This is a genomic window from Rhodococcus sp. C26F (assembly GCF_053345925.1).
Genome location: NZ_JBKFBA010000005.1, coordinates 190010 through 216117, shown reverse-complemented (window position 1 = coordinate 216117; position 26108 = coordinate 190010). Strand labels below are relative to the sequence as shown.

At 68.5% G+C, this 26108-nt stretch carries 24 protein-coding genes; 15 read left to right on the top strand and 9 right to left on the bottom strand.

Annotated elements, in window-relative coordinates:
- The first annotated feature begins 10 nt into the window (after positions 1-10).
- A complete protein-coding gene (locus ACLBYD_RS09335) occupies positions 11-1039 on the top strand; it encodes an Rv2578c family radical SAM protein (RefSeq protein WP_447816189.1) in 1029 nt (342 codons plus the stop codon).
- Positions 1040-1059: 20 nt separating this feature from the next.
- On the opposite strand, the gene ACLBYD_RS09330 is transcribed toward ACLBYD_RS09335, so the two are convergent.
- Positions 1060-1503 carry an acyl-CoA thioesterase gene (locus tag ACLBYD_RS09330; RefSeq protein WP_060653191.1) on the bottom strand — a complete coding sequence of 148 codons (444 nt, stop codon included), beginning with the start codon at positions 1501-1503 and terminating at the stop codon, positions 1060-1062.
- Between the two features lie 107 nt (positions 1504-1610).
- A complete protein-coding gene (locus tag ACLBYD_RS09325) occupies positions 1611-2075 on the bottom strand; it encodes a MarR family winged helix-turn-helix transcriptional regulator (RefSeq protein WP_447816188.1) in 465 nt (154 codons plus the stop codon).
- A 92-nt stretch (positions 2076-2167) separates the two neighbouring features.
- Between ACLBYD_RS09325 and ACLBYD_RS09320 the strand changes: the two genes are divergently transcribed.
- Positions 2168-3193: a pirin family protein gene (locus ACLBYD_RS09320; RefSeq protein ID WP_447816187.1), complete on the top strand. Its 1026-nt coding sequence runs from the start codon at positions 2168-2170 to the stop codon at positions 3191-3193.
- The gene (locus ACLBYD_RS09315) at positions 3190-3969 is read left to right on the top strand and encodes a pirin family protein (RefSeq protein WP_447816185.1); all 780 of its coding nucleotides are present in this window, start codon (positions 3190-3192) and stop codon (positions 3967-3969) included. Before ACLBYD_RS09320 ends, ACLBYD_RS09315 begins: the two co-directional genes overlap by 4 nt.
- Before the next feature lie 87 nt (positions 3970-4056).
- Here ACLBYD_RS09315 and ACLBYD_RS09310 read toward each other — a convergent pair whose 3' ends face one another.
- Positions 4057-5070 carry a hemolysin family protein gene (locus tag ACLBYD_RS09310; protein WP_183070692.1) on the bottom strand — a complete coding sequence of 338 codons (1014 nt, stop codon included), beginning with the start codon at positions 5068-5070 and terminating at the stop codon, positions 4057-4059.
- Entirely contained in the window at positions 5063-6430 is a 1368-nt protein-coding gene (locus ACLBYD_RS09305) for a hemolysin family protein (RefSeq protein ID WP_447816184.1), read from the bottom strand. The genes ACLBYD_RS09310 and ACLBYD_RS09305 overlap by 8 nt, the downstream gene beginning before the upstream one ends.
- Before the next feature lie 430 nt (positions 6431-6860).
- Here ACLBYD_RS09305 and ACLBYD_RS09300 point away from each other — a divergent pair, with 430 nt between their 5' ends.
- Positions 6861-6983, top strand: a complete 123-nt coding sequence (locus ACLBYD_RS09300; protein WP_016691628.1) for a hypothetical protein — start codon at positions 6861-6863, stop codon at positions 6981-6983.
- A gap of 268 nt (positions 6984-7251) precedes the next feature.
- Positions 7252-7686 carry a DUF4383 domain-containing protein gene (locus ACLBYD_RS09295; RefSeq protein WP_060653197.1) on the top strand — a complete coding sequence of 145 codons (435 nt, stop codon included), beginning with the start codon at positions 7252-7254 and terminating at the stop codon, positions 7684-7686.
- 48 nt (positions 7687-7734) lie between these two features.
- Here ACLBYD_RS09295 and ACLBYD_RS09290 read toward each other — a convergent pair whose 3' ends face one another.
- Positions 7735-9468 (bottom strand): RecQ family ATP-dependent DNA helicase, encoded by a 1734-nt coding sequence (locus ACLBYD_RS09290; RefSeq protein ID WP_447816230.1) that lies wholly within the window; start codon positions 9466-9468, stop codon positions 7735-7737.
- Between the two features lie 197 nt (positions 9469-9665).
- On the opposite strand from ACLBYD_RS09290, the gene ACLBYD_RS09285 reads away from it, so the two are divergent.
- Positions 9666-10457 (top strand): SDR family NAD(P)-dependent oxidoreductase, encoded by a 792-nt coding sequence (locus ACLBYD_RS09285; RefSeq protein ID WP_447816183.1) that lies wholly within the window; start codon positions 9666-9668, stop codon positions 10455-10457.
- 19 nt (positions 10458-10476) lie between these two features.
- On the opposite strand, the gene ACLBYD_RS09280 is transcribed toward ACLBYD_RS09285, so the two are convergent.
- Both ACLBYD_RS09280 and ACLBYD_RS09275 read right to left on the bottom strand, forming a co-directional pair.
- Positions 10477-11118, bottom strand: a complete 642-nt coding sequence (locus ACLBYD_RS09280; RefSeq protein ID WP_447816182.1) for a hypothetical protein — start codon at positions 11116-11118, stop codon at positions 10477-10479.
- A gap of 33 nt (positions 11119-11151) precedes the next feature.
- Complete coding sequence (locus tag ACLBYD_RS09275) at positions 11152-11655, bottom strand: hypothetical protein (RefSeq protein ID WP_447816181.1); 504 nt, start codon at positions 11653-11655, stop codon at positions 11152-11154.
- 112 nt (positions 11656-11767) lie between these two features.
- Here ACLBYD_RS09275 and ACLBYD_RS09270 point away from each other — a divergent pair, with 112 nt between their 5' ends.
- Complete coding sequence (locus ACLBYD_RS09270) at positions 11768-12067, top strand: protease inhibitor I42 family protein (protein WP_006551419.1); 300 nt, start codon at positions 11768-11770, stop codon at positions 12065-12067.
- A gap of 43 nt (positions 12068-12110) precedes the next feature.
- On the opposite strand, the gene ypfJ is transcribed toward ACLBYD_RS09270, so the two are convergent.
- Positions 12111-13028 carry a KPN_02809 family neutral zinc metallopeptidase gene (ypfJ, locus tag ACLBYD_RS09265; protein ID WP_447816180.1) on the bottom strand — a complete coding sequence of 306 codons (918 nt, stop codon included), beginning with the start codon at positions 13026-13028 and terminating at the stop codon, positions 12111-12113.
- Positions 13029-13167: 139 nt separating this feature from the next.
- Between ypfJ and aspS the strand changes: the two genes are divergently transcribed.
- From aspS to ACLBYD_RS09250, 3 genes are all read left to right on the top strand, one after another.
- Positions 13168-14955 (top strand): aspartate--tRNA ligase, encoded by a 1788-nt coding sequence (gene aspS / locus ACLBYD_RS09260; RefSeq protein WP_024100767.1) that lies wholly within the window; start codon positions 13168-13170, stop codon positions 14953-14955.
- Between the two features lie 181 nt (positions 14956-15136).
- On the top strand, positions 15137-15406 hold the full coding sequence (locus tag ACLBYD_RS09255; protein WP_006551422.1) for a DUF4235 domain-containing protein: 270 nt from the start codon (positions 15137-15139) through the stop codon (positions 15404-15406).
- A 204-nt stretch (positions 15407-15610) separates the two neighbouring features.
- Positions 15611-16774, top strand: coding sequence for a hypothetical protein (locus ACLBYD_RS09250; protein WP_060653204.1), 1164 nt, complete (start codon positions 15611-15613; stop codon positions 16772-16774).
- Between the two features lie 31 nt (positions 16775-16805).
- On the opposite strand, the gene ACLBYD_RS09245 is transcribed toward ACLBYD_RS09250, so the two are convergent.
- Positions 16806-18443, bottom strand: coding sequence for an alkaline phosphatase D family protein (locus ACLBYD_RS09245; RefSeq protein ID WP_447816179.1), 1638 nt, complete (start codon positions 18441-18443; stop codon positions 16806-16808).
- Between the two features lie 95 nt (positions 18444-18538).
- Here ACLBYD_RS09245 and ACLBYD_RS09240 point away from each other — a divergent pair, with 95 nt between their 5' ends.
- The 5 genes from ACLBYD_RS09240 (at position 18539) to ACLBYD_RS09220 (ending at position 25989) form a co-directional block, all read left to right on the top strand.
- On the top strand, positions 18539-19951 hold the full coding sequence (locus ACLBYD_RS09240; protein ID WP_159418469.1) for a replication-associated recombination protein A: 1413 nt from the start codon (positions 18539-18541) through the stop codon (positions 19949-19951).
- Between the two features lie 138 nt (positions 19952-20089).
- Positions 20090-22756 (top strand): alanine--tRNA ligase, encoded by a 2667-nt coding sequence (alaS, locus tag ACLBYD_RS09235; RefSeq protein ID WP_258259380.1) that lies wholly within the window; start codon positions 20090-20092, stop codon positions 22754-22756.
- 2 nt (positions 22757-22758) lie between these two features.
- The gene (gene ruvX, locus ACLBYD_RS09230; RefSeq protein WP_026061030.1) at positions 22759-23277 is read left to right on the top strand and encodes a Holliday junction resolvase RuvX; all 519 of its coding nucleotides are present in this window, start codon (positions 22759-22761) and stop codon (positions 23275-23277) included.
- Positions 23274-25145 (top strand): endolytic transglycosylase MltG, encoded by a 1872-nt coding sequence (locus tag ACLBYD_RS09225; RefSeq protein WP_447816178.1) that lies wholly within the window; start codon positions 23274-23276, stop codon positions 25143-25145. The genes ruvX and ACLBYD_RS09225 overlap by 4 nt, the downstream gene beginning before the upstream one ends.
- Positions 25135-25989 (top strand): shikimate dehydrogenase, encoded by an 855-nt coding sequence (locus ACLBYD_RS09220; RefSeq protein ID WP_447816177.1) that lies wholly within the window; start codon positions 25135-25137, stop codon positions 25987-25989. The genes ACLBYD_RS09225 and ACLBYD_RS09220 overlap by 11 nt, the downstream gene beginning before the upstream one ends.
- Positions 25990-26108: the final 119 nt, after the last annotated feature.

Below are 26108 nucleotides of genomic sequence, written 5' to 3'. Positions count from 1 at the left end.
ACTGGAGGTTATGAGGTGGGCGGGTCAGACTGTGGATGCGGACGACGGAGCTCTGCCGGGCCTCGAACGGGCCGGTCTCGTCCGTAGTGTCCGCACGCCGGAGTTCGAGGGAGTCACCTTCCACGAGGTGCTGTGCAAGAGCGCGCTGAACAGGACGCCGGAGGCCTCCCGGTTGCCGTTCCGGTACACCGTCAACACCTTCCGGGGCTGCACCCATGCCTGCCGGTACTGCTTCGCCCGGCCCACGCACGAGTACCTCGATCTCGACGCCGGGCACGACTTCGACTCGCAACTGGTCGTCAAGACCAACGTCGCCGCCGTCCTGCGCCGCGAACTCGCGCGACGATCCTGGACCCGGGAACACGTGGCGCTCGGTACCAACACCGATCCCTACCAACGGGCAGAGGGGCGCTACCGGCTGATGCCCGGAGTCATCCGGGCGTTCGCCGAATCCGGCACCCCCTTCTCCATTCTCACGAAGGGCACGCTGCTGCGCCGCGATCTCCCGCTGCTGTCGCTGGCGGCCGGTCAGGTCGACGTGTCGGTCGCGGTGTCGCTCCCGATCGGCGATCCCGAACTGGCCGCGCACATCGAACCGGGCACGCCGTCACCGAAGGCCCGTCTCGATCTCGTGAAGGCGATCGTCGACGCCGGATTGTCGTGCCACGTCATGGTCGCTCCGGTGCTGCCCTTCCTCACCGACTCGCGACAGCACCTCGACACGCTGTTCGGCTCCCTCGCCGCCGCCGGCGCGTCGGGGGTCACCGTGATACCGCTGCACCTGCGCGGCTCGACCCGCGGGTGGTTCCTGTCGTGGCTCGCGCAGGAGCATCCTGCCCTCATGGGACGCTATCGCCGCCTCTACGGACGGGGCGCCTACGTTGCTCCGGAGTACTCGCAGTGGTTGGACGAGCGGGTCGCGCCCCTGCTCGAACGTCACCGCCTCGGGGTCCGGGCGTCCGCTCGGCGTGAGGAGAAGGGTGCGCTGCGCGCCGACGAACGCGTCCCCGAACCCGAGGCGGCGCTCACCCTGTTCTGAGGCGGTTCGTGGGCGGCGCGTCAGTCGCCGTATGCGAGCCGGAACTTCTCGAACGCCACGCGCGATGCTTCGGGGATCGGTTGCGAGCCGCCTTCGGCGGCGGTGCCGACGTCCACCGAGTCGGCGAGCGCGACGCACCGGCCGTGCTGGAACAGGGCCGAGCCGATCACCACCGACGACGTCCCGATGCGGTGGACACCGGTGGCGATGACGATGTCGTGCGGATAGAACACCTCGGCCAGGAAGTTGATCTCGATCTTCGCGAGTACCGCACGCTCGAAGGGGTGGGTACCGCCCAGGGTCGACGACACGGCCTCCATGACGAGGACGCGGGCCTGCTCGAAGTAGCGGGCGATCGAGACGTTGTTGATGTGTCCGAGCGCGTCGGTGTCGCCGAACAGAGGCGTGATCGTGCGCTGCAACGGATACAGGTCGAGCGAGGTGCGTCGCGGGTCGTACCGCATAGGAGGTACCGCCTTCGGGATCGTGACTGTGACCCGGTCAACATATCCGTGATCCGATCGACGTCTCGCTACGGAGGTGCGGGCGGAGTTCGCCTCGGGGCGGAGGCCTACCGTCTGCCGTCGATCATGCGATCGCGCATGCGGGCGAAGGCCTCGGTCATGGGGGCGATATCGGCGGGGGAGAGCAGGTCGAACATGTTCTCGCGGACCGCCCCGACGTGGCCGGGACCCGCCTCGGCGAGTCTCGCGTAGCCGACACCCGTCAGTTCGGCCCACGCGCCGCGTCGGTCGGATTCGCACTCCACGCGCCGCACCCACCCCGCGTTCTCCATGCGGGAGACGGCGCGGGTGATGCCGCTGCGGGTCGTGGTGCTCGCGTCCGCGAGGTCGCGCATGCGCATCCGGCGGTCGGGTGCCTCGGACAGCAGGACCAGGATCTCGAAGTCGGTGAAGGAGATGTCGGAGTCCCGCAGCAGCTGCTTGTCGAGATTCTGGAACAGCAGGCGCGTCGCATCCAGATAGGCGCGCCACAGGCGCTGTTCGTCGTTGCTGAGCCACTTCGCTTCTCCCATGATCTCCAGTGTACCCGCGTTAGTTGACTGAGCAATCAAATGTGACACACTGGAAGGGTCGACCGACGGACCACCGAGAGGAGTCGAGCGGCATGAGCAACACCGACACCCGTCCCGAGGAGATCCGCTGCCGGACGGAGGACCTCCCCATCCGCGACCCGCTCCGCCCCCGCGTGGAGATCATCACCTCGCGTGAGGTCCCGCTCGGTGGCCCCCGGGCCATGCCCGTGCGCCGCACGCTTCCGCAACGGCAGCGTTCGCTGATCGGCGCGTGGTGCTTCGTCGACCACTACGGCCCCGACGACGTCTCCCGCACCGGCGGCATGGACGTCGCACCGCACCCCCACACCGGTCTGCAGACGGTGTCGTGGCTGTTCACCGGCGAGATCGAACACCGCGACAGTCACGGCGTGCACGCGATGGTCCGGCCGGGGGAGTTGAACCTCATGACCGGAGGCCACGGAATCTGTCACTCCGAGGTCTCCACCTCCGCGACCACGACACTGCACGGCGTGCAGTTGTGGGTGGCCCTGCCCGACGCACATCGCGATGCGCCCCGCGACTTCCAGCACCACGTGCCGCCGGTCGTTCGGGTGCCCGGTGCAGACGTCAAGGTCTTCCTCGGTTCGCTCGCCGGTCAGGAGTCGCCCGTGACGACGTACACCCCACTGCTCGGCGCGGAGATCGTCCTGGACCCCGCGGCCAGCATCACCCTCGACGTCGACCCGTCGTTCGAGCACGGGGTGCTCGTCGACACCGGTACGGTCGCGCTGTTCGGCACCGTGCTCACGCGTGCCGCGCTCGGCTACACCGGAACCGGCGTGCCGACCCTCGAACTGACCAACACCACCGACGAACCCGCACGTATCGTCCTCCTCGGCGGAACACCCCTCGGCGAGGAGATCGTGATGTGGTGGAACTTCGTCGGCCGCGACCACGACGAGATCGTCGCCTACCGGGACGCCTGGGAACGCGGGTCCGATCGGTTCGGCCGCGTCTCCGGCTACACCGGGAGGGTCGAGCGTCTCCCGGCGCCGCCCCTGCCCCAGGCGCGTATCCGCCCCCGCCGCAATCCGCCCACCGCAGATCCGAACTGCCCGACACAGGACCCCGCATGAGCACCGCACCGATTCTCGACGTCCGCCGCGCGGACGACCGCCTCCACACGAAGATCGACTGGCTCGATTCGAGGCACTCCTTCTCGTTCGGCCACCACTACGATCCCGACAACACGCATTTCGGGATGCTGATGGTCAACAACGACGACATCGTCCGTCCGGGAAGCGGTTTCGACACTCACCCGCACCGCGACATGGAGATCGTCACCTGGGTGCTCCGCGGATCGCTCGTGCATCAGGACTCGACGGGGCATTCCGGGGTGATCTACCCGGGTCTCGCGCAGCGCATGAGCGCGGGCTCCGGGATCCTCCACTCCGAGAAGAACGACTCGTGGCGTCATCCCGGTGCCACTGCGTCGTATGCCGCCGAGCACGACGAACCGGTGCGGTTCGTGCAGATGTGGGTGCTGCCGGACGAAGCCGGGATCGAGCCGGGCTACGAACAACTCGAGATCGACGACGAACTGCTCTCCGGCGGACTCGTGCCGGTCGCATCCGGAATGGACGCCTACGCCGACCATTCCGCCATCCGCATCCGCAACAGATATGCCGCCATGCACGTCGCGCGGATGCGTCCGGATCGCCCCGTGACGCTGCCGGACGCACCCTTCGTGCACCTCTTCGTCGCCCGGGGCGAAGCCGCACTCGAGGGAGCCGGACCTCTCGCCGAAGGAGACGCGGTGCGGATCGCCGGAGGTGGCGGTCGACAGCTCACCACAGCCACCGGCGCCGAGATCATCGTCTGGGAGATGCACGCCGCACTCGGACATTCCTGAACACCGACACTCCCGACCGGTCCGGCGGACCGGAGACGGCGGCAGGCCCGCCCCGAAGATCCGGGACGGGCCTGTCGTCGTCGTGGGTCAGCTCGCGGCGCCGCTCATCGGCAGCAGCCGGGCCAGGACGTCCGAGAGGGTGATCAACCCGACGATCCGTCCGTTCTCGGTGACGGTGACCAGATGATTCCTGGTCTCCCGCATCGTCGTCAGCGCCTCGTAGACCGGCGTCGCGGCGTCGATCGTCAGCGCGGGGCGCATCAGTTCGGTCGCCGTGGTTCCGGGTGCGGCCTGGAGACTGTCGCGCACGTGCACGACACCGTCCACGTGTCCGTTGGCGCGCACGAGCAACCGGAGGTGCCCGGTGCGATGGGCCGTCTCACGGATCTCGACGGCCGTCGAGGTCGGCTTCACGCTGCTCGGCTCGGCCTGCGGCGTGACGATCTCGCCGAGCGTGAGCGTCTCGAGCTCCAGCGCGCTGCTCAGATGCCCGTGATAGCGCTCGTCGAGCGTGCCGACGGTGGCCGAGTGCTCGACCAGGTGCCGCAGCGCATCGGGATCCTGACCTTCGGCGACCTGATCCACGGGATCCACGCCGACCTTCCGCAGGCACCAGTTCGCCATGTGGTTCAACCGGACCAGCAGCGGACGGGTCACCCACATGAACGCCCGCATCGGCAGCGCCAGCATCGTGGCGGACTTCTCCGGGTGGGCGATCGCCCACGACTTCGGTGCCATCTCGCCGACGACGAGGTGCAGGAACGTCACGATGATCAGCGCAAGGACGAAGCCGGCCACGTCCGCGAGCCACAGCGGCGCGCCCCAGTTCTCGAACAACGGCGTGAGCCAGTGGTGCACTGCGGGTTTCGTCGTCGCACCGAGTGCGAGCGTGCACACCGTGATACCGAGCTGGGATCCCGCGAGGAGCACCGACAGTTCGGAGGCGCTGCGCAGGGCGGCCCGCGCCGAGCGGCTCGACGTCGCTGCGTCCTCGAGTCGGTGTCGTCGCGCCGCGATGAGCGCGAACTCGACCGCGACGAAGAACGCGCTGGCGGCGATCAGGCCGATCGTCACCACCGCGACGACCACAGGATTACTCATTGCCGGTCACCTCCTCCGTCAGAACGGTCACGCGTACGGACGACGGCACGTGCTTGTCGATGTCGCGTACCTCGGCCACCAGGGTCCTGTGGATCGGGCCGTCCTCGTTCAGCAGTTCGGCGGGCTCCGGATCCAGCGTGATCCGGACGGTGTCACCCACCTCGGGGAGGCCGCCGAACTCGGTGATGACCAAGCCGGCGAGCGTCTCGTAATCGCCCTCGGGCAGTTCGTGGTCGAGGGTGCGGGCCACCTCGTCGATGTGTGCGTCGCCGCGGACGATCCAGCCGTCGCCCTCGGGGCGGATGACCTCGACGGCCATCGCGGAATCGTGCTCGTCGGCGATCTCGCCGACCAGTTCCTCCGCGATGTCCTCGAGGGTGACGACGCCGGCGAAACCGCCGTACTCGTCGATCACCAGTGCCATCTCGTCCTCGGCCCGGGCCAGTTCGGTGAGAACCTCCGGCAGTGCCAGCGTGGCCGGCACGATCACGGGCGGGCGGCATACCCCCGCGGCCGTGCCCGTCGGGGTGTCGAGGCCGAGGAGGTCGTGCAGGTGCACGACACCGCGCAGATCGTCGGACGAGGTGCCCACCACGGGGTATCGGGTGTGCCCCTCGCTCATCTTGTCGAGGATGGTGGCGACCGGCTCGTCCAGTTCGACGACGTCGACCCGCGACCGCGGGATCATCGCGTGTTCGGCGGTCCGGGTCGGGAACTCGAGGATCCGGTCGAGGAGGGTGGACAATTCCGGCGGAAGTTCGCCGGTCTCGCGCGACGCAGCGACGATGTGTTCGAGGTCGCGCGGTGTCGCGGAGTGCTCGACGTCGTGTACCGGCTCGATGCGCAATGTGCGCAGCAGGAGATTCGACGACGCGTCGAAGAGTTTGATCAGCCATCCGAAGACGGCGAGATAGGCGCTCGTCGACAGGGCGAGGCGGCGTGCGACCGGTTCGGGACGGGCGATGGCGAGGTTCTTCGGTACCAGTTCACCGAAGACCATCTGGACCACCGTCGAGAAGAGCACGGCCAGCACGGTGCCGACGGCGACACCCACCGCGGTGGGGATACCCACCCCGCCGAGCAGTTCGCCGAGACCGCTACCGATCAGCGGTTCCGCGACGTAGCCGACGAGCAGGCCGGTGACGGTGATGCCGAGCTGAGCGCCCGAAAGCATGAAGGAGGTGCGGCGGGTGACCGCCAGTGCGCGGGCCGCAGCCGAGTCACCGCCTTCGGCGCGGGCCTTCAGGCGGGAGCGGTCGACGGCCATGTACGCGAATTCCTGCGCGACGAAGTAGCCGGTCAGTGCAGTGATGGCGAGAACGACAAGAATGCCGGCCGCGATTCCGAGGGCGGTCAGCACTTCGGGGACCGGGCTCGGGTGACGAGCAGAGCGTCACATCTGGGCGGGACGGGTCTTCGAGGTTTTCGCTTGGGGGGTTTCATGACTCCCTCGGGTCGGGTCGGGCGGGACGGATGCACTCACAGGATAGGACGAACGGACAGGGGTGGAAGTTCCACACCCGGGGTGGAGGTATGGTCACAAGGCGATCTTGTAATCCTCCGGATTTTCATCCGAATGGACCGGATTGTCCGTCACGGGTATTTCCGAGCGATTACGACATTTCTGACCGATTTTCATAAATGTTTCGCTGTTTCCGCTGGTAGAGAGTTTTTGTGGCCTGGATAACAAATCTATGTGCTGCGCTGGCGTGGAATGCAGGTAACAATTGGATCGCGTGTCGACGCGCGTCGTCACAACTTCGTTGTTGTTCCATTGATGGGAGAAGCCCGTGCCTGCACTCGAGTTCCTTGTCGACCTCTTCGGTAACCTCGCCGACCTGTTCGACGTGCTGAACTTCTTCACCGGTTCTGCTGATGCGGCCGGCGATGCGTTCGGCAGCAGCCAGGCCTGAGCCTCGCAGACTCGAAGGCCCGTGGGTTGATCCCGCGGGCCTTCGTCGTGTCCGGACACGGTCGTGTCCGTCCGGCCAGAGGGTGGAGTACCGCACCCGCCCTCGGCCGCCGTTCTCGACCTCCGTCCTCGAACACGGAAACCGACGTTTGGGTTCGTTCGGTCACGGCTAACCGGGGGACGTAATTCGGACCACTCAACCCAAACGGACGTTCGGTGAGAGGACGCGAAACATGACATCTCGAACCCCAAGCCCCGGCCGTGGCTCGATGACGGCAACGCCGGTGCAGACTGCGGCGCTCGTGGTGGGCGCTGTCTTCCTCCTGGTGGGCATCCTCGGCTTCATCCCGGGGGTCACGTCGGACTACGACCAGCTCTCGGGCGCAGGCCATCATTCCGAGGCCATGCTCCTGGGGATCTTCCAGGTCTCCATCCTGCACAACATCGTGCACCTGTTGTTCGGTGTCCTGGGGCTCGCTGCGGCCCGGGCCGTGGCAACCGCCCGCAGTTTCCTCATCATCGGCGGTGCGATCTACCTGGTGCTCTGGATCTACGGCCTGATCATCGACAAGGACAGCGGCGCCAACTTCGTGCCGGTGAACTCCGCGGACGACTGGCTGCACTTCGTCCTGGGCGTGGGCATGATCGCGCTCGGTGTGCTCCTGACACGCACGCGGACCACCCCGGGCACGGTTCGCCCCTGACCCGTACCCACCCGTCGTGATGACGGGATCCGGAGAACCCCTGGCCCCTCACGCCACGGGTTCTTCGGCATGGGCAGGTACGGGCTCTGCCGGTGCGGGGTCGTCGACCTTCAGCACCCCCGACTCGGCGACTGCGTCGAGCGACAGTGTCCGATAACCCTCGCTGTCGAACAGGACGGTGACGCGATCGTGCTCGCAGGTCATCACCACTCCCGGTCCCCACTCGGCATGCACGACATGCGTGTTCGGGGCGAACACCGACGTCTCGCAGTCCGCCTGGGCAGTATCGGCGCCCGGAAGCACGGATACCGTCGCGACCTCGTCGGACGCGCCGTCCCGGCAGGTGTCGCACCGGCCGCAGGGGTCGGACAGCGTCTCGCCGAAGTACCCGAGCAGGAACCGGCGGCGGCAACCGCGAGTCTCGGCGTAGCCGCGCATCATCTCGACCCGCGATCGGTCCAGTCGTTCGCCCGACGCGGCCGTCTCGCGTGCGCGCTCGACCGCCTTCCGTCGGGGGATGTCGGCGGCGGAGAGTCCACGCCGGCCGGAGACGAGAGCTCCGCACCGTTCGAGCAGGTTCACCGCGTTGGCCAGTCTCCGCCCCCGCACGTCGAGCTCGGTACGCAGCCGTCCGAGCCTCATCGGCGACGCGGAGCGGACCGCCGAGAACACCCGGCCGATCAACTCCTCGTCGGGGTTGTGGGTGGTGAAGAAGGTCGCGAGCGACAGATCCTCGGGGCGGTAGAACATCAGGACGGTGGCCGGTTCGCCGTCGCGTCCGGCGCGCCCGATCTGCTGGTAGTAGGAATCGACCGAGTCCGGTATCGAGGCGTGCACGACGAAACGCACGTCCGGCTTGTCGATGCCCATGCCGAAGGCGGAGGTCGCCACCACGACATCGCAGCGACCGTCGAGGAATCCGAGGTGAACGTCCTCGCGCTCGGCCGCGCGCATCCCGGCGTGATACGGGCACGCGTCGATCCCGCGTTCACGCAGGGCCTCGGCGTATCGCTCGGTGTCCTTGCGGGTCGCGGCGTACAGAATGCCGGGACCGGGCAGGGACGCCACGGCCTCGACGACGGCGCGTCGCTTCTCGCCGTCGTCGGTGTGCCTGCGCACCTCGATGTCGAGATTCGGGCGGTCGAAACCACCAGCGACGACGAGCGGATCCCGCATGCGCAACGCCTCGACGATGTCCTCGCGGACCGGGGGTGAGGCGGTGGCGGTGAGCGCGACGACGGGTGGCCGGCCCAAGGCCTCGGCCACGTCTCCCAGGCGTAGATATTCCGGCCTGAAGTCATGGCCCCACATGGCGACACAGTGCGCTTCGTCGACGACGAGGAGCGAGACCTCCACGCCTTTCAGGCGCTCCAGGACCTCGTCCTTGGCGAGCTGCTCGGGGGCGAGGAAGACGTAGTCGGCATCGTGTTCGAGCACGGCCCGCCAGTTCGCCTCGTTCTCCGACTCGCGCTGGCGCGAATTGATCGCGACCGCCTCGGGTGCCTCCGAGTGGTCCAGACCGGCGATCTGATCGTTCTGGAGCGCGATCAAGGGCGAGACGACGACCGTCACCCCCGGTAGCAGCAGCGAGGGCACCTGATAGATCGCGGACTTCCCGGAGCCGGTGGCCATCACGGCGAGGATGTCGCGTCCGCCCAGCAGCGGAACCATCGCGTCCAGCTGTTCGGGACGCAGCGTGTCCCAGCCGAACACCTTCTGCGCGGCGGCGCAGAGTTCCTCGCGTGCATCCTCCGATGCTTTGTCGGACGACGACCGATACATCTTGTGCTGCAAGTGGACTCCAGAATTCGGAAGGGACTGCGCGTGAAGGTGCGCGCGCAGGGTGCCCTCCGCATACCCGAGGACGTGCCCGCCCCAAACGGTTGCGCCCTCGGAGGCGGAACAGCCGTGAGATCCCGGTGCCGTGTCGACCCCGAGCGGTGTGGGTACCCGCCTGCCATACGTGCCGAGGAGGAGATATGAACGACGCTCGACCTCTCGCTGTGGTGACCGGAGCATCGCGAGGCATAGGCCGGGAACTGGCGGCCCTGTTCGCGGCCGACGGATACGACTGCGTACTCGCGGCGAGATCGGACGCTCTGGACGAGGTCGCCGCAGACCTGCGGACGTCCGGTGCGGAGGTGGTGTCGGTCCACGCGGATCTGAGGACTCCGGAAGGGGTCCGGGCGGTCCACGAGGCCGCGACGGCCGGAGGTCGCGTCCCGGCGGCGGCTGCGCTCAACGCCGGTGTCGGGATCGGCGGACCGTTCGTCGACGCAGAGCTCGAGGACGTCCTCTCGATCGTCGACGTCAACGTGCGCTCGACGGTGCATCTGGCGCACCTGCTGCTGAACGACATGCTGCGGGTGGGCTCGGGCCGGATGCTCGTCACCTCGTCGGTGGTGTCGAAGATGCCCGGCCCCTACCAGGCCGTGTACAACGCGTCCAAGGCCTTCGTGCAGTCCTTCACCGACGGCGTCCGCAAGGAACTCGACGGCAGCGGGGTCACGCTCACCGCGATGCTCCCCGGTGCCACCGACACCCACTTCTTCGCACGTGCCGGGATGCTCGACACGATCCTCGGGAAGGCGCCCAAGGACGATCCCGCGCACGTCGCGCGCGACGGTTATGCTGCTCTGATGCGCGGCGAGGCGAACGTGGTGCCCGGCTCCGTGCTCGCGAAATCCATGGCGGTCTTCGGCACGGTGGCGCCCGACGCGGTGACCTCGGCGGTTCACCGGGTCCTGGCCAAGCCTCGATCGGGGCGATGATCCGCGACGGCAGGACCGCTCAGTCGGATCGCGTCCGCACTGCCGGGCGGGTGGGGTGGTCGTAGCGCACCAGGACGTCCGCGTCCGCTCCTGAATGGTCGAGCACTGCATGTTCGAGCACCGCGTCATGTTCGAGCACCGCGTCGATCGTCCAGTGATCCTCGGGGCGCGTGCGCCTTTCGAGCGCGCCCCGGGACATCGTCAGGACGACGGTGACATCGAAGTCGAGACCACGGCCGAGAAGCATGGGGCCGGCGACGACGAGGATCTGGTCCTCCGCCGCTCGCCGCGGGCGCTCGCGCGCCGAACGGTCGGTGCGTTCGTCCCACAGCCGCGGAAGCCATCGTCGATGTTCGCGTACCGCGCGCAGCACCTCCCGGTCGACCGCGGCGTAGTCGAACCAGTCGTGGCGGTAGCTGTACGGATCGGTCCGTCCGTGCTCGAGCCGGAGCGATGCGGGCCGGACGAAATCGTGGAGATCGACGACGTCCGCTGCGCGGCCCCGCGTTCTCAGTTCCGTCGCGACACGCTGTGCGAATTCCACCGGGTCTGCCGCGTCCGGTGCGCTCACGGCGATGCACACGCTTCCGGTGAGCGCCTCGGCGCGATCGGCGACGGAGGCCGTGAGTATCTCGGGGGTCAGGGGAGTGAAGGCGGGCATCGCTCGCCGTTCACGCCCTTCCGCGTGTGGGGGTCACCAGGGCGGTGTGTCGTTCCCGTCCGGTACCGGTGTGTCGAGAAGCCGGTCGAGCCAGAGCACCGCCTCGACCAACGCTTCCATCTGCGACGCCCAGTCCATGGCGAAGACCACTTCGTCGAGGTCGCTGCGGGCCGCGACCGAGTCGCCGGCGAGCGCGTCGACGACCGCTTTCATTACGGTGCTCTCCGGCTGCGGGAGTTCCTCCGGCCGGACGTGACGGCCGCTCTCGGTCCGGATGGTCAGTTCGAAGCTCTCGTCGCCACGCACCTGCGGGCCGATCTTGTCGACGACGACGTCGGCGATCGTCGAGACCGTCCACCTCAGCACGCCCCCGTAGAGCGGGGGAGTGATCTGTGACGGCGAGTCCGAACCGGGGCTCGACACCAGCGCCGCGACCTCTTCGGTCAGTTCGCTGTAGCCGTCCTCGTGTGCGAGAGCGAGAAGGCGTCCTCCCATCACCGCGTCGCTGCGTGTGATTCCGGCTCGTTCTTCGTGCATGCAGAACGAATGCCCCGTTTTGTGTCCCATCACACATCGCGGTCGCGACGGGTGTGCGAGAGCCGTCGTCACGAGAGTGAGGAAAATCACATTCGCGGGCTATCCTGAGGTCATGAAGCACATTGCCACTGGTCCGAAGGATGTCACGGTCGGTGTCGGGGACACGATCGAGCTGCACCTTCCCGAGAACACCTCCCGGGACTACTGCTGGTCGACGTCGAGGGTCGGAGAGGGACTCGTCCTTCGCGACATCCGATTCCTGCCGTCGAAGAACCCGTTGCCGGGAGGGACCGGCGAGCGGGTCTTCTGTTTCAAGGCGCGCCGCGCCGGTACCTGGCCCATCTCGCTGCGCATGCGGAAGCATGCCGACCTGGTCGCCGACCGCGCGAACATGACCGTCACCGTCGCGTGACGGCGTCCCGGCGCTCGCTCTGCGGTTCACGACACCGCGGGACTCAGCGCAGTGCCGGCGGGTTGTCGAGATCGCGTGCCGAGTAGGTGTCGCACGCGTCGACCCGGCCGGTGCGGTATCCGGCCAGGAACCAGGCCTGACGCTGCTCGGACGACCCGTGAGTCCATCCCTCCGGGTTCACCCGGCCGGTGGCGGCCCGCTGGATCCGGTCGTCGCCGACGGCCGACGCGGCCGACAGTGCGTCGCGGATGTCGGTGTCGGTGAGCGGCACGAGGAAGGGCTCTCCGGTGGTCGGCTCGGGCAGCTTGTCGGCGTGGTAGGCCCACACCCCGGCGTAGCAGTCGGCCTGCAGTTCCGTACGGACGGCGCCGGATTCGGGGCCGCGCGGGTCGGCCTGTGCGCGACCGAGATCGCCGAGTTGGTTCTGCAGGTGGTGCCCGAACTCGTGGGCGACGACGTATTCCTGCGCGAGCGGACCTCCACTGGCGCCGAACCGTGTCTCGAGTTCGTCGAAGAAGCTGGTGTCGAAGTAGGCGGTCCGGTCCGCCGGGCAGTAGAAGGGCCCGATGTCGCTGGTGGCGTTGCCGCAACCGGTGGACGTGGCCGAGGTGAAGATCTCGACCTCCGGCTGCACGTAGGCCACGCCGGTCTGCGTCGCGAACTGCTGCTCCCACACCGAGTCGAGCGACCCGACGGTGTAGAGCACCCGGCAGTCGACGTTCTCGTTCGCGGCGCTGCCACCGACCTCGCACTGTTCGAGTGCGCTCTCGGCTTGCGGATCGCCGGAGGTGTCGGGCACTCCCGAGCCGAGCAGCGAGGACGGATCGCCGCCGAACAGCAGCGCCAGGATGATGACGATCAGGCCGCCGGCCCCGCCACCGAGAGCGAGCTTTCCACCGCGCCCACCGCCGCCGGTACGGACACGGCCCGCATCCATGCGTGCACCTTCTCTGAACGTCATCGCCGCCGCTTTCTCCTGTGTTCGTAGGATTCGGACAAGCTTGGCACGAACTATTCGGTACGGGTGCGCTCGGGCCGATCGTGTCTTTCGTAGGATTACAGCCGACGAACCCGTCGCTGATCGTTTCGAAAGGAATTCCGTGCTGCGCACCCATCTCGCCGGCTCGTTGCGAGCCGAGCACGCCGAGCAGACAGTCACCCTCACCGGTTGGGTTGCCCGGCGACGCGATCACGGCGGGGTCATCTTCATCGACCTGCGCGACGCCTCGGGTGTCTCGCAGGTGGTCTTCCGCAGCGCCGGCGTCCTCGAGCAGGCGCACCGGCTCCGCGCGGAGTACTGCGTCCGGATCACCGGCAAGGTGGAGGTCCGCCCCGAGGGCAACCAGAACTTCGAGATCCCGACCGGTGCGATCGAGGTCGACGCCTCCGAGCTCGTGGTTCTCAACGAGGCCGCCCCGCTGCCGTTCCAGCTCGACGATCAGGTCGGCGAGGAAGCGCGCCTGAAGTACCGCTACCTGGATCTGCGTCGCGAGAAGCCCGGCAAGACCATCCGTCTGCGCAGCAAGGTCAACGCCGCGGCCCGCGCGGTGCTCGCCCACCACGAGTTCGTGGAGGTCGAGACCCCGACCCTCACGCGCTCCACCCCGGAGGGCGCGCGCGACTTCCTGGTCCCGGCCCGCCTGCAGCCCGGCAATTTCTACGCTCTGCCGCAGTCCCCGCAGCTGTTCAAGCAGCTGCTCATGGTCGGTGGCATCGAGCGCTACTACCAGATCGCCCGCTGCTACCGCGACGAGGACTTCCGCGCCGACCGTCAGCCCGAGTTCACCCAGCTCGACATCGAGATGGCGTTCGTCAACCAGGACGACGTGATCCTCCTTGCCGAGGAGGTGCTGCACGCGTTGTGGCGCCTGGTGGGCTACGAACTCGAGACCCCGATCCCGCGGATGACCTACGCCGAGGCCATGCGCCGCTTCGGCACCGACAAGCCGGATCTGCGTTTCGGCATCGAACTCGTGGAGTGCAAGGAGTTCTTCAAGGACACCACCTTCCGCGTCTTCCAGGCCGAGTACGTCGGTGCCGTCGTCATGCCCGGTGGCGCGAGCCAGCCGCGTCGTCAGCTCGACGCGTGGCAGGAGTGGGCCAAGCAGCGCGGTGCCAAGGGTCTCGCCTACGTGCTCGTCGGTGAGGACGGCACGCTGAGCGGTCCGGTCGCCAAGAACCTCACCGACGCCGAACGCGAGGGTCTCGCTGCGCATGTGGGCGCGAACCCCGGCGACTGCATCTTCTTCGCCGCCGGTCCCACCAAGCAGATGCGTGCACTGCTCGGCGCCGCCCGCGACGAGATCGCCCGCAAGCTCGATCTGATCGATCCGAACGCATGGGCGTTCGTGTGGGTGGTCGACGCCCCGCTGTTCGAGCCGGCGGCCGACGCGACCGCGAGCGGTGATGTGGCCCTCGGTCATTCGGCGTGGACCGCGGTGCACCACGCGTTCACCTCGCCCAAGCCCGAGTACATCGACACCTTCGACACCGATCCTGGTTCGGCGCTGGCGTACGCCTACGACATCGTCTGCAACGGCAACGAGATCGGTGGCGGCTCGATCCGTATCCACCGCCCCGACATCCAGGAGCGGGTGTTCAAGGTGATGGGCATCTCGGAAGAGGAGGCGAACGAGAAGTTCGGCTTCCTGCTCGAGGCGTTCAAGTACGGCGCGCCCCCGCACGGTGGCATCGCCTTCGGCTGGGACCGCATCACCGCGCTGCTCGCCGGGATGGACTCGATCCGCGAGGTCATCGCGTTCCCCAAGTCCGGTGGCGGTGTCGATCCGCTGACCGATGCTCCCGGCCCGATCACGCCGGAGCAGCGCAAGGAGACGGGCATCGACTTCGTGCCCGAACCCGAGACCGAGGGCGCCGACAAGGCCTGATCACCCGTAGCCGTCGATGGCGCGGTGTCGCCCGTCTCCGGACGGGGGCACCGCGCCGTCGTGTGTGCCGTCCGGCGGTGTTCCCGGGTGAGGTTCGTGGGCTCGATGAGGTTTGTGAGGATCCTGCCCGGGTACTCCGTCGGTCCGGCGCCAACGGGGGCGACGGATCGAGGAGGTATCCATGGCCGACGCACGCGTGATCTTCTACAAGCCGCTCGCTCTCGCAGCCAGTGTGGGAGGTGGCATCCTCGCCGGAGCCGTCTTCAACCAGGTGTGGAAGAAGGTCGGCGGCAGTGACGAACGGCCCGAACCTCAGGATCTGTCGCAGCGCACCCGGGACGTGCTGATCGCGGCCGCCCTCCAGGGTCTGATCTTCGGGGTCGTGAAGGCTGCGGTGGATCGTGGCACCGCCCGTGGTTTTCAAAAGGTGACACACGTTTCACCGGAATGATCGTGACGTGTCCCGATCGTGATCGGCGCCCGAGGAGCGGAGCGGCCGGAGCGGGAACAGGGACACGCCCGGATGAACAGCGATTTCCCCTCGCAAAGCAGACAAAAGCGACCTGGTGGGCCGGGCGTAGGTGAGGAAGGTCCTGCTCGATCCGAGCATTGTGGAGGACCTCGTCGTGACCGAGAACCTGTAGATTGGGCAGTGATGACCGCAACATTGGCAGACCCCGTGTCCGAGGTGGTTCACGCCGCCGAAGCGCTGCTCACCCGCCGTACCGGCGCCACGGTGACCCTGACCGATCCCGTGGATCTCGGGGGCAGTGGACGTTCGGTGGTCGTACGGGTACGAGTGGCCGCCAATCCGTTCTCGCTCCCGCGCACCCTGGTCCTCAAGCAGGTGCCGCCCTCGCGCGGCACCGGCCACGTCGACTTCCGCGGTTCAGAGACGGACGAGCAGATCGCCTTCCTCCGCGAGGCGGTCTCCTACCAGTTCACGACGGCCCTCGCGAAGGATCACCGTCCGGGCGCCGAACTGCTCGCCTACGACTTCGATGCCCGCCTGCTGGTGCTCAGCGACCTCGGCGACGCGACCACCCTGTCGGAGGTGCTGCGAAACAGCTCCGAGGCCGCCGGGAACACCCTGATGGCCCTGGCCCAGGCACTCGGACGCATGCATGCCGCGACCGTCGGCCGCGAGGAGGACTTCGCGGCGCTGCTGCGTCGCGCCGACGTCGCGCGGGTCGCCGACGCCGTGTCCCAGCAGGCCCTCGATGCCGTGCGGGGTGTGCCCGAGCTCCTCGAGGCCGACTTCGGCCTGTCGGTGCCCGAATCGGTACGCGAGCGTGCCGAGCGGGCGTCCAAGCTGTTCACCGGCGGGCGTTTCCGGGCTTTCAGCCCGTCCGACCTGTGCCCCGACAACATCGTGGTCGGCGACGAGGGTGTGCAGTTCCTCGACTACGAATGGGGCGGCTTCCGCGACGCGACCCTGGACATCGCGTACGCACTCAGCTCCTTCCCGCTGTGCCTGTGCTCGGTGCCGCTGTCCGTCGATCGCATCCGTGCGATGGCCGACGCGTGGCGCGCCGAGGTCGTCGCCATGTGGCCGCAGCTGGCCTACGACGAGGTACTCGAGGAGCGGCTGCTCGACGCCCTGCTCGCGTGCATCTGGCTGAGCACGCACCTGTTCCTGCCCGAGGACCATGCGCGGATCGCCTCGGTACGCGAACACGGACTGTCGGTGCCGCGCATCCCGGCGCTCCGCGCCCGCTGGTCGCTGCTCGCCGAGTTCGCCACCGCGACAGGCCACGACGACGTCGCCGCACACGCCCGCGACGTGCTCGCCCACCTCGAGGACCGCGCCGCCGGTTAGAGCGGTCGATCGGGCAGGCGCCGACCGGCGTCTACACCAGCGGAGCGGCGGGCTCGATCCTCGTCGCGCCGTCGGCCACCCGGTATCCCGCGACGCGGCGCGCGGCCGCGTTCGGATCCGTGCGCTCGCCGATGAAGAACCACTCCATCTGTGTCGCGTCGGGAGTCACGTCGAGTACCCCGTAACCGTGCGAATCGAGTTCGACGAACCGCACGTGCCGATTCGTCGCGGTCGCCGTCGCCTCCAGCGCGGGAGACAGGCTCCGCGGGGGCACACCCAGCAACTCGTCGATGTTCGCCGACGTCACCGACGGAACCACGAACTCCGTGGCGACGGTGCCGGCACCCGGATAGTCGGCGGCGTCCACCGGGACGTCCATCGCCCACGAGGTGTGGATGTCGCCCGTGAGGAAGACGACGTTGCGCAGTCCCGCCGCCGTGATGGTGTCGATCAACCGTCGACGGTCGGCGGTGTAACCGTCCCACTGGTCGGTGTTGAAGGGCAGACCTCCTGCCGGCACTCCGACGAGTTCGGTCAGTGCTCCGGTGGTCCGCGGATCGAGGGGCGGCAACACGATCGGCGAGAACATCACCGAATTGCCGATCAACTGCCACCGGGTGGGGGAGCTTGCCAGGCCGGCGGTGAGCCACTCCATCTGGTCCCGTCCGGTCATCGTGCGACCCGGATCGTCGACCTGCCGTCCGGCTCCGAGGACCTGCTCGGAGCGATAACTCCGCAGATCCAGCATCGACAGTTCGGCGAGCCGTCCGTACCGCAGGCGCCGGTAGAGCCGTCCGCCGTTCGGGCGAACCGGCATCCACTCGTCGTAGGCCTGCACCGATGCGGCCTTGCGGGGCGCCCAGTCGCCCTCGACGAGGGGATCGTGATTCTCCGCCCCGCCCGCCCAGGCGTTGTTCGCCGACTCGTGGTCGTCCCAGATCACGATCCACGGCACCTTCGCGTGCAGCGCCTGCAGGTTCGGATCGGTCTTGTACTGCGCGTGCCGGATGCGGTAGTCGGCGAGACTCACGATCTCGTGGGCGGGCTCGTGCGTCCGGACGCCCCGGCCACCGGCGACGGGGAACTTCCCGGCCGCGTACTCGTACAGATAGTCGCCGAGGTGCACCACGGCGTCGAGATCGTCGCGTGCGGCGAGGTGGCGGTAGGAGGAGAAGAAACCGCCCTCCCAGTCGGCGCACGACACGACCCCGAAGCGCAGGCGTGCGACCGCAGCGTCGGGCGAGGGCGCGGTGAACGTCCTGCCGCTCGGGGAGACGGCACCACCGGCGCGGAATCGATAGAAGTAGGTCGTGCCCGGTGCGAGCCCGCGGGCGTCGACCTTGACCGTGTGGTCGGAGACGGAACTCGCCGTCACCGTCCCACTCGCGACCAGCGTGTCGAAGCTGTTGCTGCGGGCGAGTTCCCAGGTGACCGGGACGTCCGGTCCCGCACCCGAGCCGGGTGTCGCCTGCGGCGAGGGTGTCACCCGCGTCCACAGGATCACCGCGTCGGGCAACGGATCTCCCGATGCCACGCCGTGCGCGAAGACGGCGGGGGATGCCTGCGCGTGCTGCGAGGTCGAGGCGAAGGCCGCAACACCGGCGGCGAGGATCGACGACCGGAGCACGGCGCGGCGGGACACATGATCGGCGGTCGGTGTCGTGGGCACGATCAAGATCCGACCACACGGTCGGTCATCCGTCCATGCGAACGACGAACACCGCCGCCGACCGGGCGTCGGCGCGAGCTTGTAGCGTCGGATGCGTGAGTGATCTTTTCGGGGCGAACGACCCGTCTGCCGAACCGGACGCCCTGTTCGAGGCGCCACGCGAACCGGAACCCGAGGGCGAACCGCAGGTCCGCCGACAACCGGTCGCGGCCGGCGGCGCGAATGCGCCGCTCGCTGCGCGCATGCGACCGGCGAGTCTCGACGAGGTGGTCGGGCAACAGCACCTGCTCGAACCGGGAGCACCGTTGCGGCGGCTCGTCGAGGGATCGGGAGCCGCCTCCGTCGTGCTCTACGGTCCGCCCGGCACCGGGAAGACGACCCTGGCCTCACTGATCTCCGGAGCCACCGGACGCCGGTTCGAAGCGCTGTCCGCCCTGTCCGCGGGCGTCAAGGACGTGCGTGCCGTCATCGACCTGGCACGTCGGCGCCTCACCCACGGCGAACAGACCGTGCTGTTCATCGACGAGGTCCACCGCTTCTCCAAGACCCAGCAGGACGCGCTGCTCGCCGCCGTCGAGAACCGCATCGTGCTGCTCGTCGCCGCGACGACCGAGAACCCGTCGTTCTCCGTGGTCGCCCCGCTGCTGTCGCGCTCGCTGGTGCTGCAACTGCAGCCGCTCGGGCCCGACGACATCCGGGCACTGCTCGAACGTGCGCGCACCGACGCCCGTGGACTCGCGGGTGCGGTCGAGATCGACGACGACGCCCTCGACCACCTCGTCCGGCTCGCCGGGGGCGACGCCCGCCGTGCCCTGACGGCGCTCGAGGCCTCCGCCGACACGGCGCTCGCCGTCTCCGGTGGCGACGCGGCCGTCATCGACCTCGCGACCGTGGAGTCGAGCATCGACGAGGCCGCCGTCCGTTACGACCGCGACGGCGACCAGCACTTCGACGTCGCGAGCGCCTTCATCAAGTCGCTGCGCGGCTCCGACGTCGACGCGGCACTGCACTATCTGGCACGGATGATCGTCGCGGGGGAGGACCCGCGCTTCATCGCCCGTCGCCTGATGATCCAGGCCAGCGAGGAGGTGGGCATGGCCGACCCCACCGCTCTGCAGACGGCGGTCGCCGCAGCGCAGGTCGTGCAGCAGGTCGGGATGCCCGAAGCCCAGCTCGCGCTCGCCCAGGCCACCATCCACATCGCCACCGCACCCAAGTCGGGCTCGGTGACCGCCGCGCTCGGCGCCGCGATCGCCGACGTGAAGGCGGGCAAGGCCGGTCCGGTGCCCGCCCATCTGCGCGACGGTCATTATCAGGGCGCGCAGAAGCTCGGCAACGCGATCGGCTACAAGTTCCCGCACGCGCACCCGGACGGCGTGCTCGCGCAGCAGTACGCCCCGGACGAGCTGGTCGGCGTCGACTACTACGAGCCGACCGGTCGCGGTGTGGAACGGGAGCTGTCGGCCCGCCTGCCCAAGCTGCGCCGCATCGTGCGCGGTGAGCGGTGACGCCGTCCGTCGAGTACTCACGGCGCCGTACCGAGGCCACTTTCGGCGGCGCGATAAGCTGAAGAACGGCCGATCGACAGGATCGACCGCCCGCCCCGGGTAGTTCACACCATCGCCAGACCACAAAGGACCATCGACGTGCAGACCCACGAGATCCGCAGGCGCTTTCTCGATCACTTCGTGAAGGCGGGACACACCGAGGTGCCCAGCGCGTCGCTGATCCTCGCCGATCCCAACCTGCTGTTCGTCAACGCCGGCATGGTCCCGTTCGTGCCCTACTTCCTCGGGCAGCAGACCCCGCCCTACACCCGCGCCACGTCGGTGCAGAAGTGTGTGCGCACCCTCGACATCGAGGAGGTCGGCAAGACCACCCGCCACAACACCTTCTTCCAGATGGCCGGCAACTTCTCGTTCGGCGACTACTTCAAGGAAGAGGCCATCACCTTCGCGTGGTCGCTGCTCACCGGCTCCGTCGAGGACGGCGGCTACGGAATCGACCCCGAGAAGCTGTGGGCGACGGTCTATCTCGACGACGACGAAGCGTTCTCGATCTGGCGCGACAAGGTCGGCGTGCCCGAGGAACGCATCCAGCGTCGCGGCATGAAGGACAACTACTGGTCGATGGGCATCCCCGGACCGTGCGGTCCGTGCTCCGAGATCTTCTACGACCGCGGCCCCGCCTACGGCGTCGAAGGCGGCCCCGAGGCCGACGAGGACCGCTACATCGAGATCTGGAATCTCGTGTTCATGCAGAACGAGCGCGGTGAGGGCGGTGCCAAGGACGACTACCCGATCCTCGGCCCGCTGCCGAAGAAGAACATCGACACCGGCATGGGTGTCGAGCGCGTCGCCTTCCTGCTCCAGGGCGTCGAGAACGTCTACGAGACCGACCTGCTGCGCCCCGTGATCGACAAGGCCGCCGAACTCACCGGCGCCGTCTACGGCGCGAAGCACGACGACGACGTGCGCTTCCGCGTGATCGCCGACCACGCCCGCACCGCGGCGATGCTCATCGTCGACGGCGTCAACCCCGGCAACGACGGCCGCGGCTACGTGCTGCGCCGCCTGCTCCGCCGCATCGTGCGCTCGGCGCGTCTGCTCGGCGCCGACAAGCCCACCATGCGCGAGTTCATGGCGGTCGTGCGCGACACCATGGCCCCGTCCTATCCCGAACTCGACACCGACTTCTCGCGCATCGAGACCGTCGCGGTGGGCGAGGAGACGGCCTTCCTCAAGACCCTCGGTACCGGCAGCAAGCTGTTCGAAGGCGCCGTCGAGACCGTGAAGTCGCAGGGTAGGAATGTGCTCGGTGGCACGGAGGCGTTCACCCTCCACGACACCTACGGGTTCCCGATCGACCTCACCCTCGAGATGGCGGCCGAGGCGGGCCTGACCGTCGACGAGGAGGGCTTCCGATCGCTCATGGCCGAGCAGCGCCAGCGCGCCAAGGACGACGCCCGCGCCCGCAAGCACGCCCACGCCGACCTGACCGTCTACAAGGAACTCCTCGACCGCGGTCCCACCGAGTTCACCGGTTTCAGCGAGCTGGTGACCGAGGCGCACGTGCTCGCCGTCATCACCGGTGGCGAGCGCCTGCACGCGGCGAGCGCGGGCCAGCAGGTCGAGCTCATCCTCGACCGCAGCCCCCTCTACGCGGAGTCCGGCGGCCAGATCGCCGACATCGGCACCATCACCGGCCCGGGCCTGAAGATCAAGGTCGACGACGTCCAGAAGATCGCCAAGCAACTGTGGACCCACAAGGTCACGGTGCTCGAGGGCCAGGTCGTCGAAGGCGACGCCGTCCTCGTGCAGGTCGATCCCGAGTGGCGCAAGGGCGCTACCCAGGGCCACTCCGGCACCCACCTGGTCCACGCCGCGCTGCGCGAGGTGCTCGGCCCCAACGCCGTGCAGGCCGGTTCGCTCAACAAGCCCGGCTACCTGCGCTTCGACTTCTCGTGGCCCGGCGCCCTGTCCGAGCAGCAGAAGCAGGACATCGAGGCCGTCACCAACGAGGCCGTCGCGGCGAACTATCCCGTCAACACCTTCGTCACCGACCTCGACAAGGCAAAGAAGATGGGCGCGATGGCCCTGTTCGGCGAGAACTACGGCGACGAGGTCCGCGTCGTCGAGATCGGCGGCCCGTTCTCGATGGAGCTGTGCGGCGGCACGCACGTGCAGCACTCCTCGCACGTCGGCACCGTCACCCTCCTCGGTGAGCAGTCCGTCGGTTCCGGCATCCGCCGCGTCGAGGCGTACGTCGGTCTCGACTCGTACCGCCACCTGGCGAAGGAACGCGCGCTGCTCGCGGGCCTGTCCTCGACCTTGAGGGTTCCCTCCGAGGAGGTGCCCGGACGTGTCGAGGCCCTGCTCGATCGGCTCAAGGCCGCCGAGAAGGAACTCGAGAAGACCCGCGCCGCGAACGTCGCCGCCGCAGCCGGAACGTACGCGGGCAAGGCGCAGCGCGTCGGTGACGTGCTCGTCGTGGCCGAGGCCGCCCCGGAGGGTGTCGCCGGCAACGACCTGCGCACACTCGCATCCGACGTCCGTGGCCGGCTCGGCACCGAGCCCGCCGTGGTGCTGCTGCTCGGCAACGCCGGCGGCAAGGTGCCCTTCGTCGTGGCCACCACCAAGGCTGCGCAGGAGAAGGGCATCAAGGCAGGCGACCTCGTCGCGAGCTTCGGTCCCGCGATCGGTGGTCGCGGGGGCGGCAAGCCCGACATGGCTCAGGGCGCAGGGTCGGATCCGGCCGGTATCCCGGCCGCACTCGATGCTTTCCGTGCCCGTCTGAGCGAGCTGGCCGGCTGAGCGTGGCCGAACCGCCGCGCCCCGATCGTCCCGGAGTGGACGATCCCGGCCGTGGTCGCCGCATCGCAGTCGACGTCGGTAGCGTCCGGATCGGGGTCGCCTCCAGCGACCCCGACGGGATCCTCGCCACCCCGGTCGAGACGGTGCCGCGGTCCAAGGAACGCGGACCCGACGCACCCGATATCCGGCGCATCGTCGAGATCGTTAGGGAATACGAGGCTGTTGAGGTTATCGTCGGGCTGCCGCAGACACTGCGCGGTGAGCCCGGCAAGGCTGCGAAACTGGCGAGCGACTTCGCGCGTCGACTTCGCCGTGCCCTACCCGACGTTCCCGTGCGCCTGGCCGACGAACGTTTCACGACGGTCACTGCGGCGCGCGCCCTCCGCGAGAGCGGGGTGAGTGCGCGAGGTGCGCGGCCGGTCATCGACCAGGCTGCCGCCGTGGCCATCTTGCAGGGTTGGTTGGACGAGCGGAGTTCGGTAGTGAACGAGTCGGGGCGTGACGCGGGGGGCAGCCGGTGAGCCGGCACGGACGACACGACGACCATTCGGAGAACGCACGGCAGGATCTGTTCGCGGATCCCTACGCCGGTGGGTACACGGAACCTCCAGTGGATCGCACCGGATCCGAGGATCCGTATCGATCCGGATCCGAGGATCCGTATCGATCAGACCCGCGTTACCGGTACGACGATCCGTACGCATCCGACCCTCGAGGTCACGATGCGTACGGGCACGACCCGTACGGCAACGACTCCCACGGCCGTGATCCGTACGGCGGTGGTGGGTACGAGGGCGTCCCGGGTGGGCACCCGGAGGCCCGTCGACCCGGTCCCGACGATCACGAGACCACGGTCCTGAACTTCGAGCCGGGTGTATTCGAGGGCCCGCCGCCCGGTCACGCCGAACAGGGTTACGGCGAGCAGGGCTATGCCGAGCAGGGCTACGGCGACGGGGGCTACGCAGGATCCGGGTACGAGCACGAGGGATTCACCGGCGCCGATCCCGGACACGCTCCGGCCGATCACCCCGACAGGGCACACCTCGACGGGGGACATCTCGACGACGAGTACCCGGGCGGATACTCCTACGCCGCACGCGACGCGAACCGTGACGCCTACCGCGACGACGACCCCGCCGACGACGCGGTCGCAGCGGAGGAGATCACCGCCGAGCAGCGTGCGGTCCCCCTCGCGGTCGGTGGTTCGGAACGCGCCGCACGCCGTGATCAGAAGGCGAGCGGGCGCAAGAAGCGCGGACGTGTCGTAGGCGCGCTCGCCGCCGCGGTGCTCCTGCTCGTCGTCGTGGGTGGCGGCTATCTCGCCTACGACCGGTTCCTCGGCACCGATCTTCCGCCGGACTTCACCGGACCTCCCGGACCGGCCGTCGTCGTCCAGGTCAACCCGGGCGAGACCGCCGGGGAGATCGGCAGCGAGTTCGTCGACAAGGGTGTCGTCGCGAGTTCCGCCGCCTTCTACGAAGCGGCCGTGCAGAACTCGGGGATGAATTCGCTGCAACCCGGCTTCTACCAGGTGGCCACCAACATCCCGGCTGTCGACGCCGTCGCCGCCCTCGTCGACCCGGCCAGCCGGGTCGGTGCGCTCGTGATCTCCGAGGGACGTCAGCTCCACGACATCCGCGACGTCAACACCGGTGCCGTCCGCAAGGGCATCTATACACTCATCGCCGAGGCGAGCTGCCACGGCGATCCGGCCGCCGAGAACTGCGTCACCTACGAGGAACTCGACGCGGCCGGGGCCACCCCGGACCTGCAGGCACTCGGCGTTCCGGAATGGGCACGCGACGCGGTCGCGAACGTGCCCGACCGCAGGCGGCAGCTCGAAGGCCTCATCGCCGCGGGCAGCTGGGATTTCGATCCGACGGCCGAACCCGTAGAGATCCTGGCCCGCCTCGTGTCGGAAAGTGCTGCCAGCTACGACGCGACAGGGATCACCGACGCGGCCGCACGCGTGGGTCTGACCCCGTACGAGATGCTCATCTCCGCCTCGCTCGTCGAACGCGAGGCCCTGCCACAGGATTTCGCGAAGGTCGCCCGCGTGATCCTCAATCGGCTCGAGATCGACCAGATGCTCCAGTTCGACTCGACCGTCAACTACGAGCTCGACGAAACCGAACTCGCGACCACCGACGCCGACCGCGCGCGGGTGACCCCCTGGAACACCTACGCCATGGTCGGTCTGCCGGCGACGCCCATCTCGTCACCGAGCATCGGTGCGCTGCAGGCGATGGAGAACCCGGAACCGGGGGAATGGATCTACTTCGTGACGATCGACGACAAGGGCACCACGCTCTTCGCGAATTCCTACGAGGAGCACCTGCAGAACACCGAACTGGCACTCGCGAGCGGGATCCTCGACAGTGGCCGCTGATCCGAACGGAGGTGTCCGGAGGGCCGCGGTCCTCGGGAAACCCATCGCGCACTCGAAGTCGCCCCTGTTGCATCTCGCGGCGTACCGGGCCCTCGGGCTGACCGAGTGGACCTACGAACGCATCGAATGCACCGGTGAGCAGCTGCCGGGCCTCGTGTCCTCGCTCGGTGAGGAATGGGTCGGTCTGTCCGTCACGATGCCCGGCAAGTTCGCGGCACTCGAGTTCGCCACCGAACGCACCGAGCGGGCCGTGAGGATCGGCTCGGCGAACACCCTCGTCCGCATCGAGAACGGATGGCGCGCCGACTGCACCGACGTCGACGGAGTGTCCGGAGCACTGCGCTCGGCCGGCGTCGGCGATCTGGCCGGCGCGTCGGCGGTCGTCGTGGGCTCGGGTGGTACCGCGCGACCGGCGCTCGTCGGTCTCACCGACCTCGGTGTGCGTTCGGTGACCGTGGTCGCGCGGTCCGAGGAGAAGGCCCGCGCGACGTTCGATTGTCTCGGCGACGACATCGAGGCTCGATGGCTGTCGTTCGACGCACCCGATCTCGGCCGGGTCTGCGCCGAGGCCGGTGCGCTCGTGAGCACCGTGCCCGCACCCGCGGCGGCCCCGTACGCGGAGGCTCTCGCACAGGCCCCGTGCACCCTCGATGCGATCTACGACCCCTGGCCGACGCCGCTGGCGACAGCGGCCGAGGCACGCGGTGTCCGCGTCGTCAGCGGTCTGCACATGCTGCTGAATCAGGCCTTCGGGCAGGTCGAGCAGTTCACGGGTCTGCCCGCCCCGCGCGCGGAGATGGCGCGCGCCGTCGGACTCGACCTGACTTCTCCGCACCCGGCCTGAGAACCCGCACGCTCCTCGATCCATAGATACCGGTGAGGGGTCCGATACCGAACGAGAATGGTCCGCGAGCACTTTCCGGCCCGTTCGCGAAGTAGTGTCGGACCCGTCCGACGGCCGTG

Coding starts and splice junctions, on each gene's coding strand:
- ACLBYD_RS09335 (WP_447816189.1), top strand. CDS start 11: ATGAGGTGGGCGGGTCAGACTGTGGATGCGGACGACGGAGCTCTGCCG.
- ACLBYD_RS09330 (WP_060653191.1), bottom strand. CDS start 1,503: ATGCGGTACGACCCGCGACGCACCTCGCTCGACCTGTATCCGTTGCAG.
- ACLBYD_RS09325 (WP_447816188.1), bottom strand. CDS start 2,075: ATGGGAGAAGCGAAGTGGCTCAGCAACGACGAACAGCGCCTGTGGCGC.
- ACLBYD_RS09320 (WP_447816187.1), top strand. CDS start 2,168: ATGAGCAACACCGACACCCGTCCCGAGGAGATCCGCTGCCGGACGGAG.
- ACLBYD_RS09315 (WP_447816185.1), top strand. CDS start 3,190: ATGAGCACCGCACCGATTCTCGACGTCCGCCGCGCGGACGACCGCCTC.
- ACLBYD_RS09310 (WP_183070692.1), bottom strand. CDS start 5,070: ATGAGTAATCCTGTGGTCGTCGCGGTGGTGACGATCGGCCTGATCGCC.
- ACLBYD_RS09295 (WP_060653197.1), top strand. CDS start 7,252: ATGACGGCAACGCCGGTGCAGACTGCGGCGCTCGTGGTGGGCGCTGTC.
- ACLBYD_RS09290 (WP_447816230.1), bottom strand. CDS start 9,468: ATGTATCGGTCGTCGTCCGACAAAGCATCGGAGGATGCACGCGAGGAA.
- ACLBYD_RS09285 (WP_447816183.1), top strand. CDS start 9,666: ATGAACGACGCTCGACCTCTCGCTGTGGTGACCGGAGCATCGCGAGGC.
- ACLBYD_RS09280 (WP_447816182.1), bottom strand. CDS start 11,118: ATGCCCGCCTTCACTCCCCTGACCCCCGAGATACTCACGGCCTCCGTC.
- ACLBYD_RS09275 (WP_447816181.1), bottom strand. CDS start 11,655: ATGCACGAAGAACGAGCCGGAATCACACGCAGCGACGCGGTGATGGGA.
- ACLBYD_RS09270 (WP_006551419.1), top strand. CDS start 11,768: ATGAAGCACATTGCCACTGGTCCGAAGGATGTCACGGTCGGTGTCGGG.
- ypfJ (WP_447816180.1), bottom strand. CDS start 13,028: ATGACGTTCAGAGAAGGTGCACGCATGGATGCGGGCCGTGTCCGTACC.
- ACLBYD_RS09255 (WP_006551422.1), top strand. CDS start 15,137: ATGGCCGACGCACGCGTGATCTTCTACAAGCCGCTCGCTCTCGCAGCC.
- ACLBYD_RS09250 (WP_060653204.1), top strand. CDS start 15,611: ATGACCGCAACATTGGCAGACCCCGTGTCCGAGGTGGTTCACGCCGCC.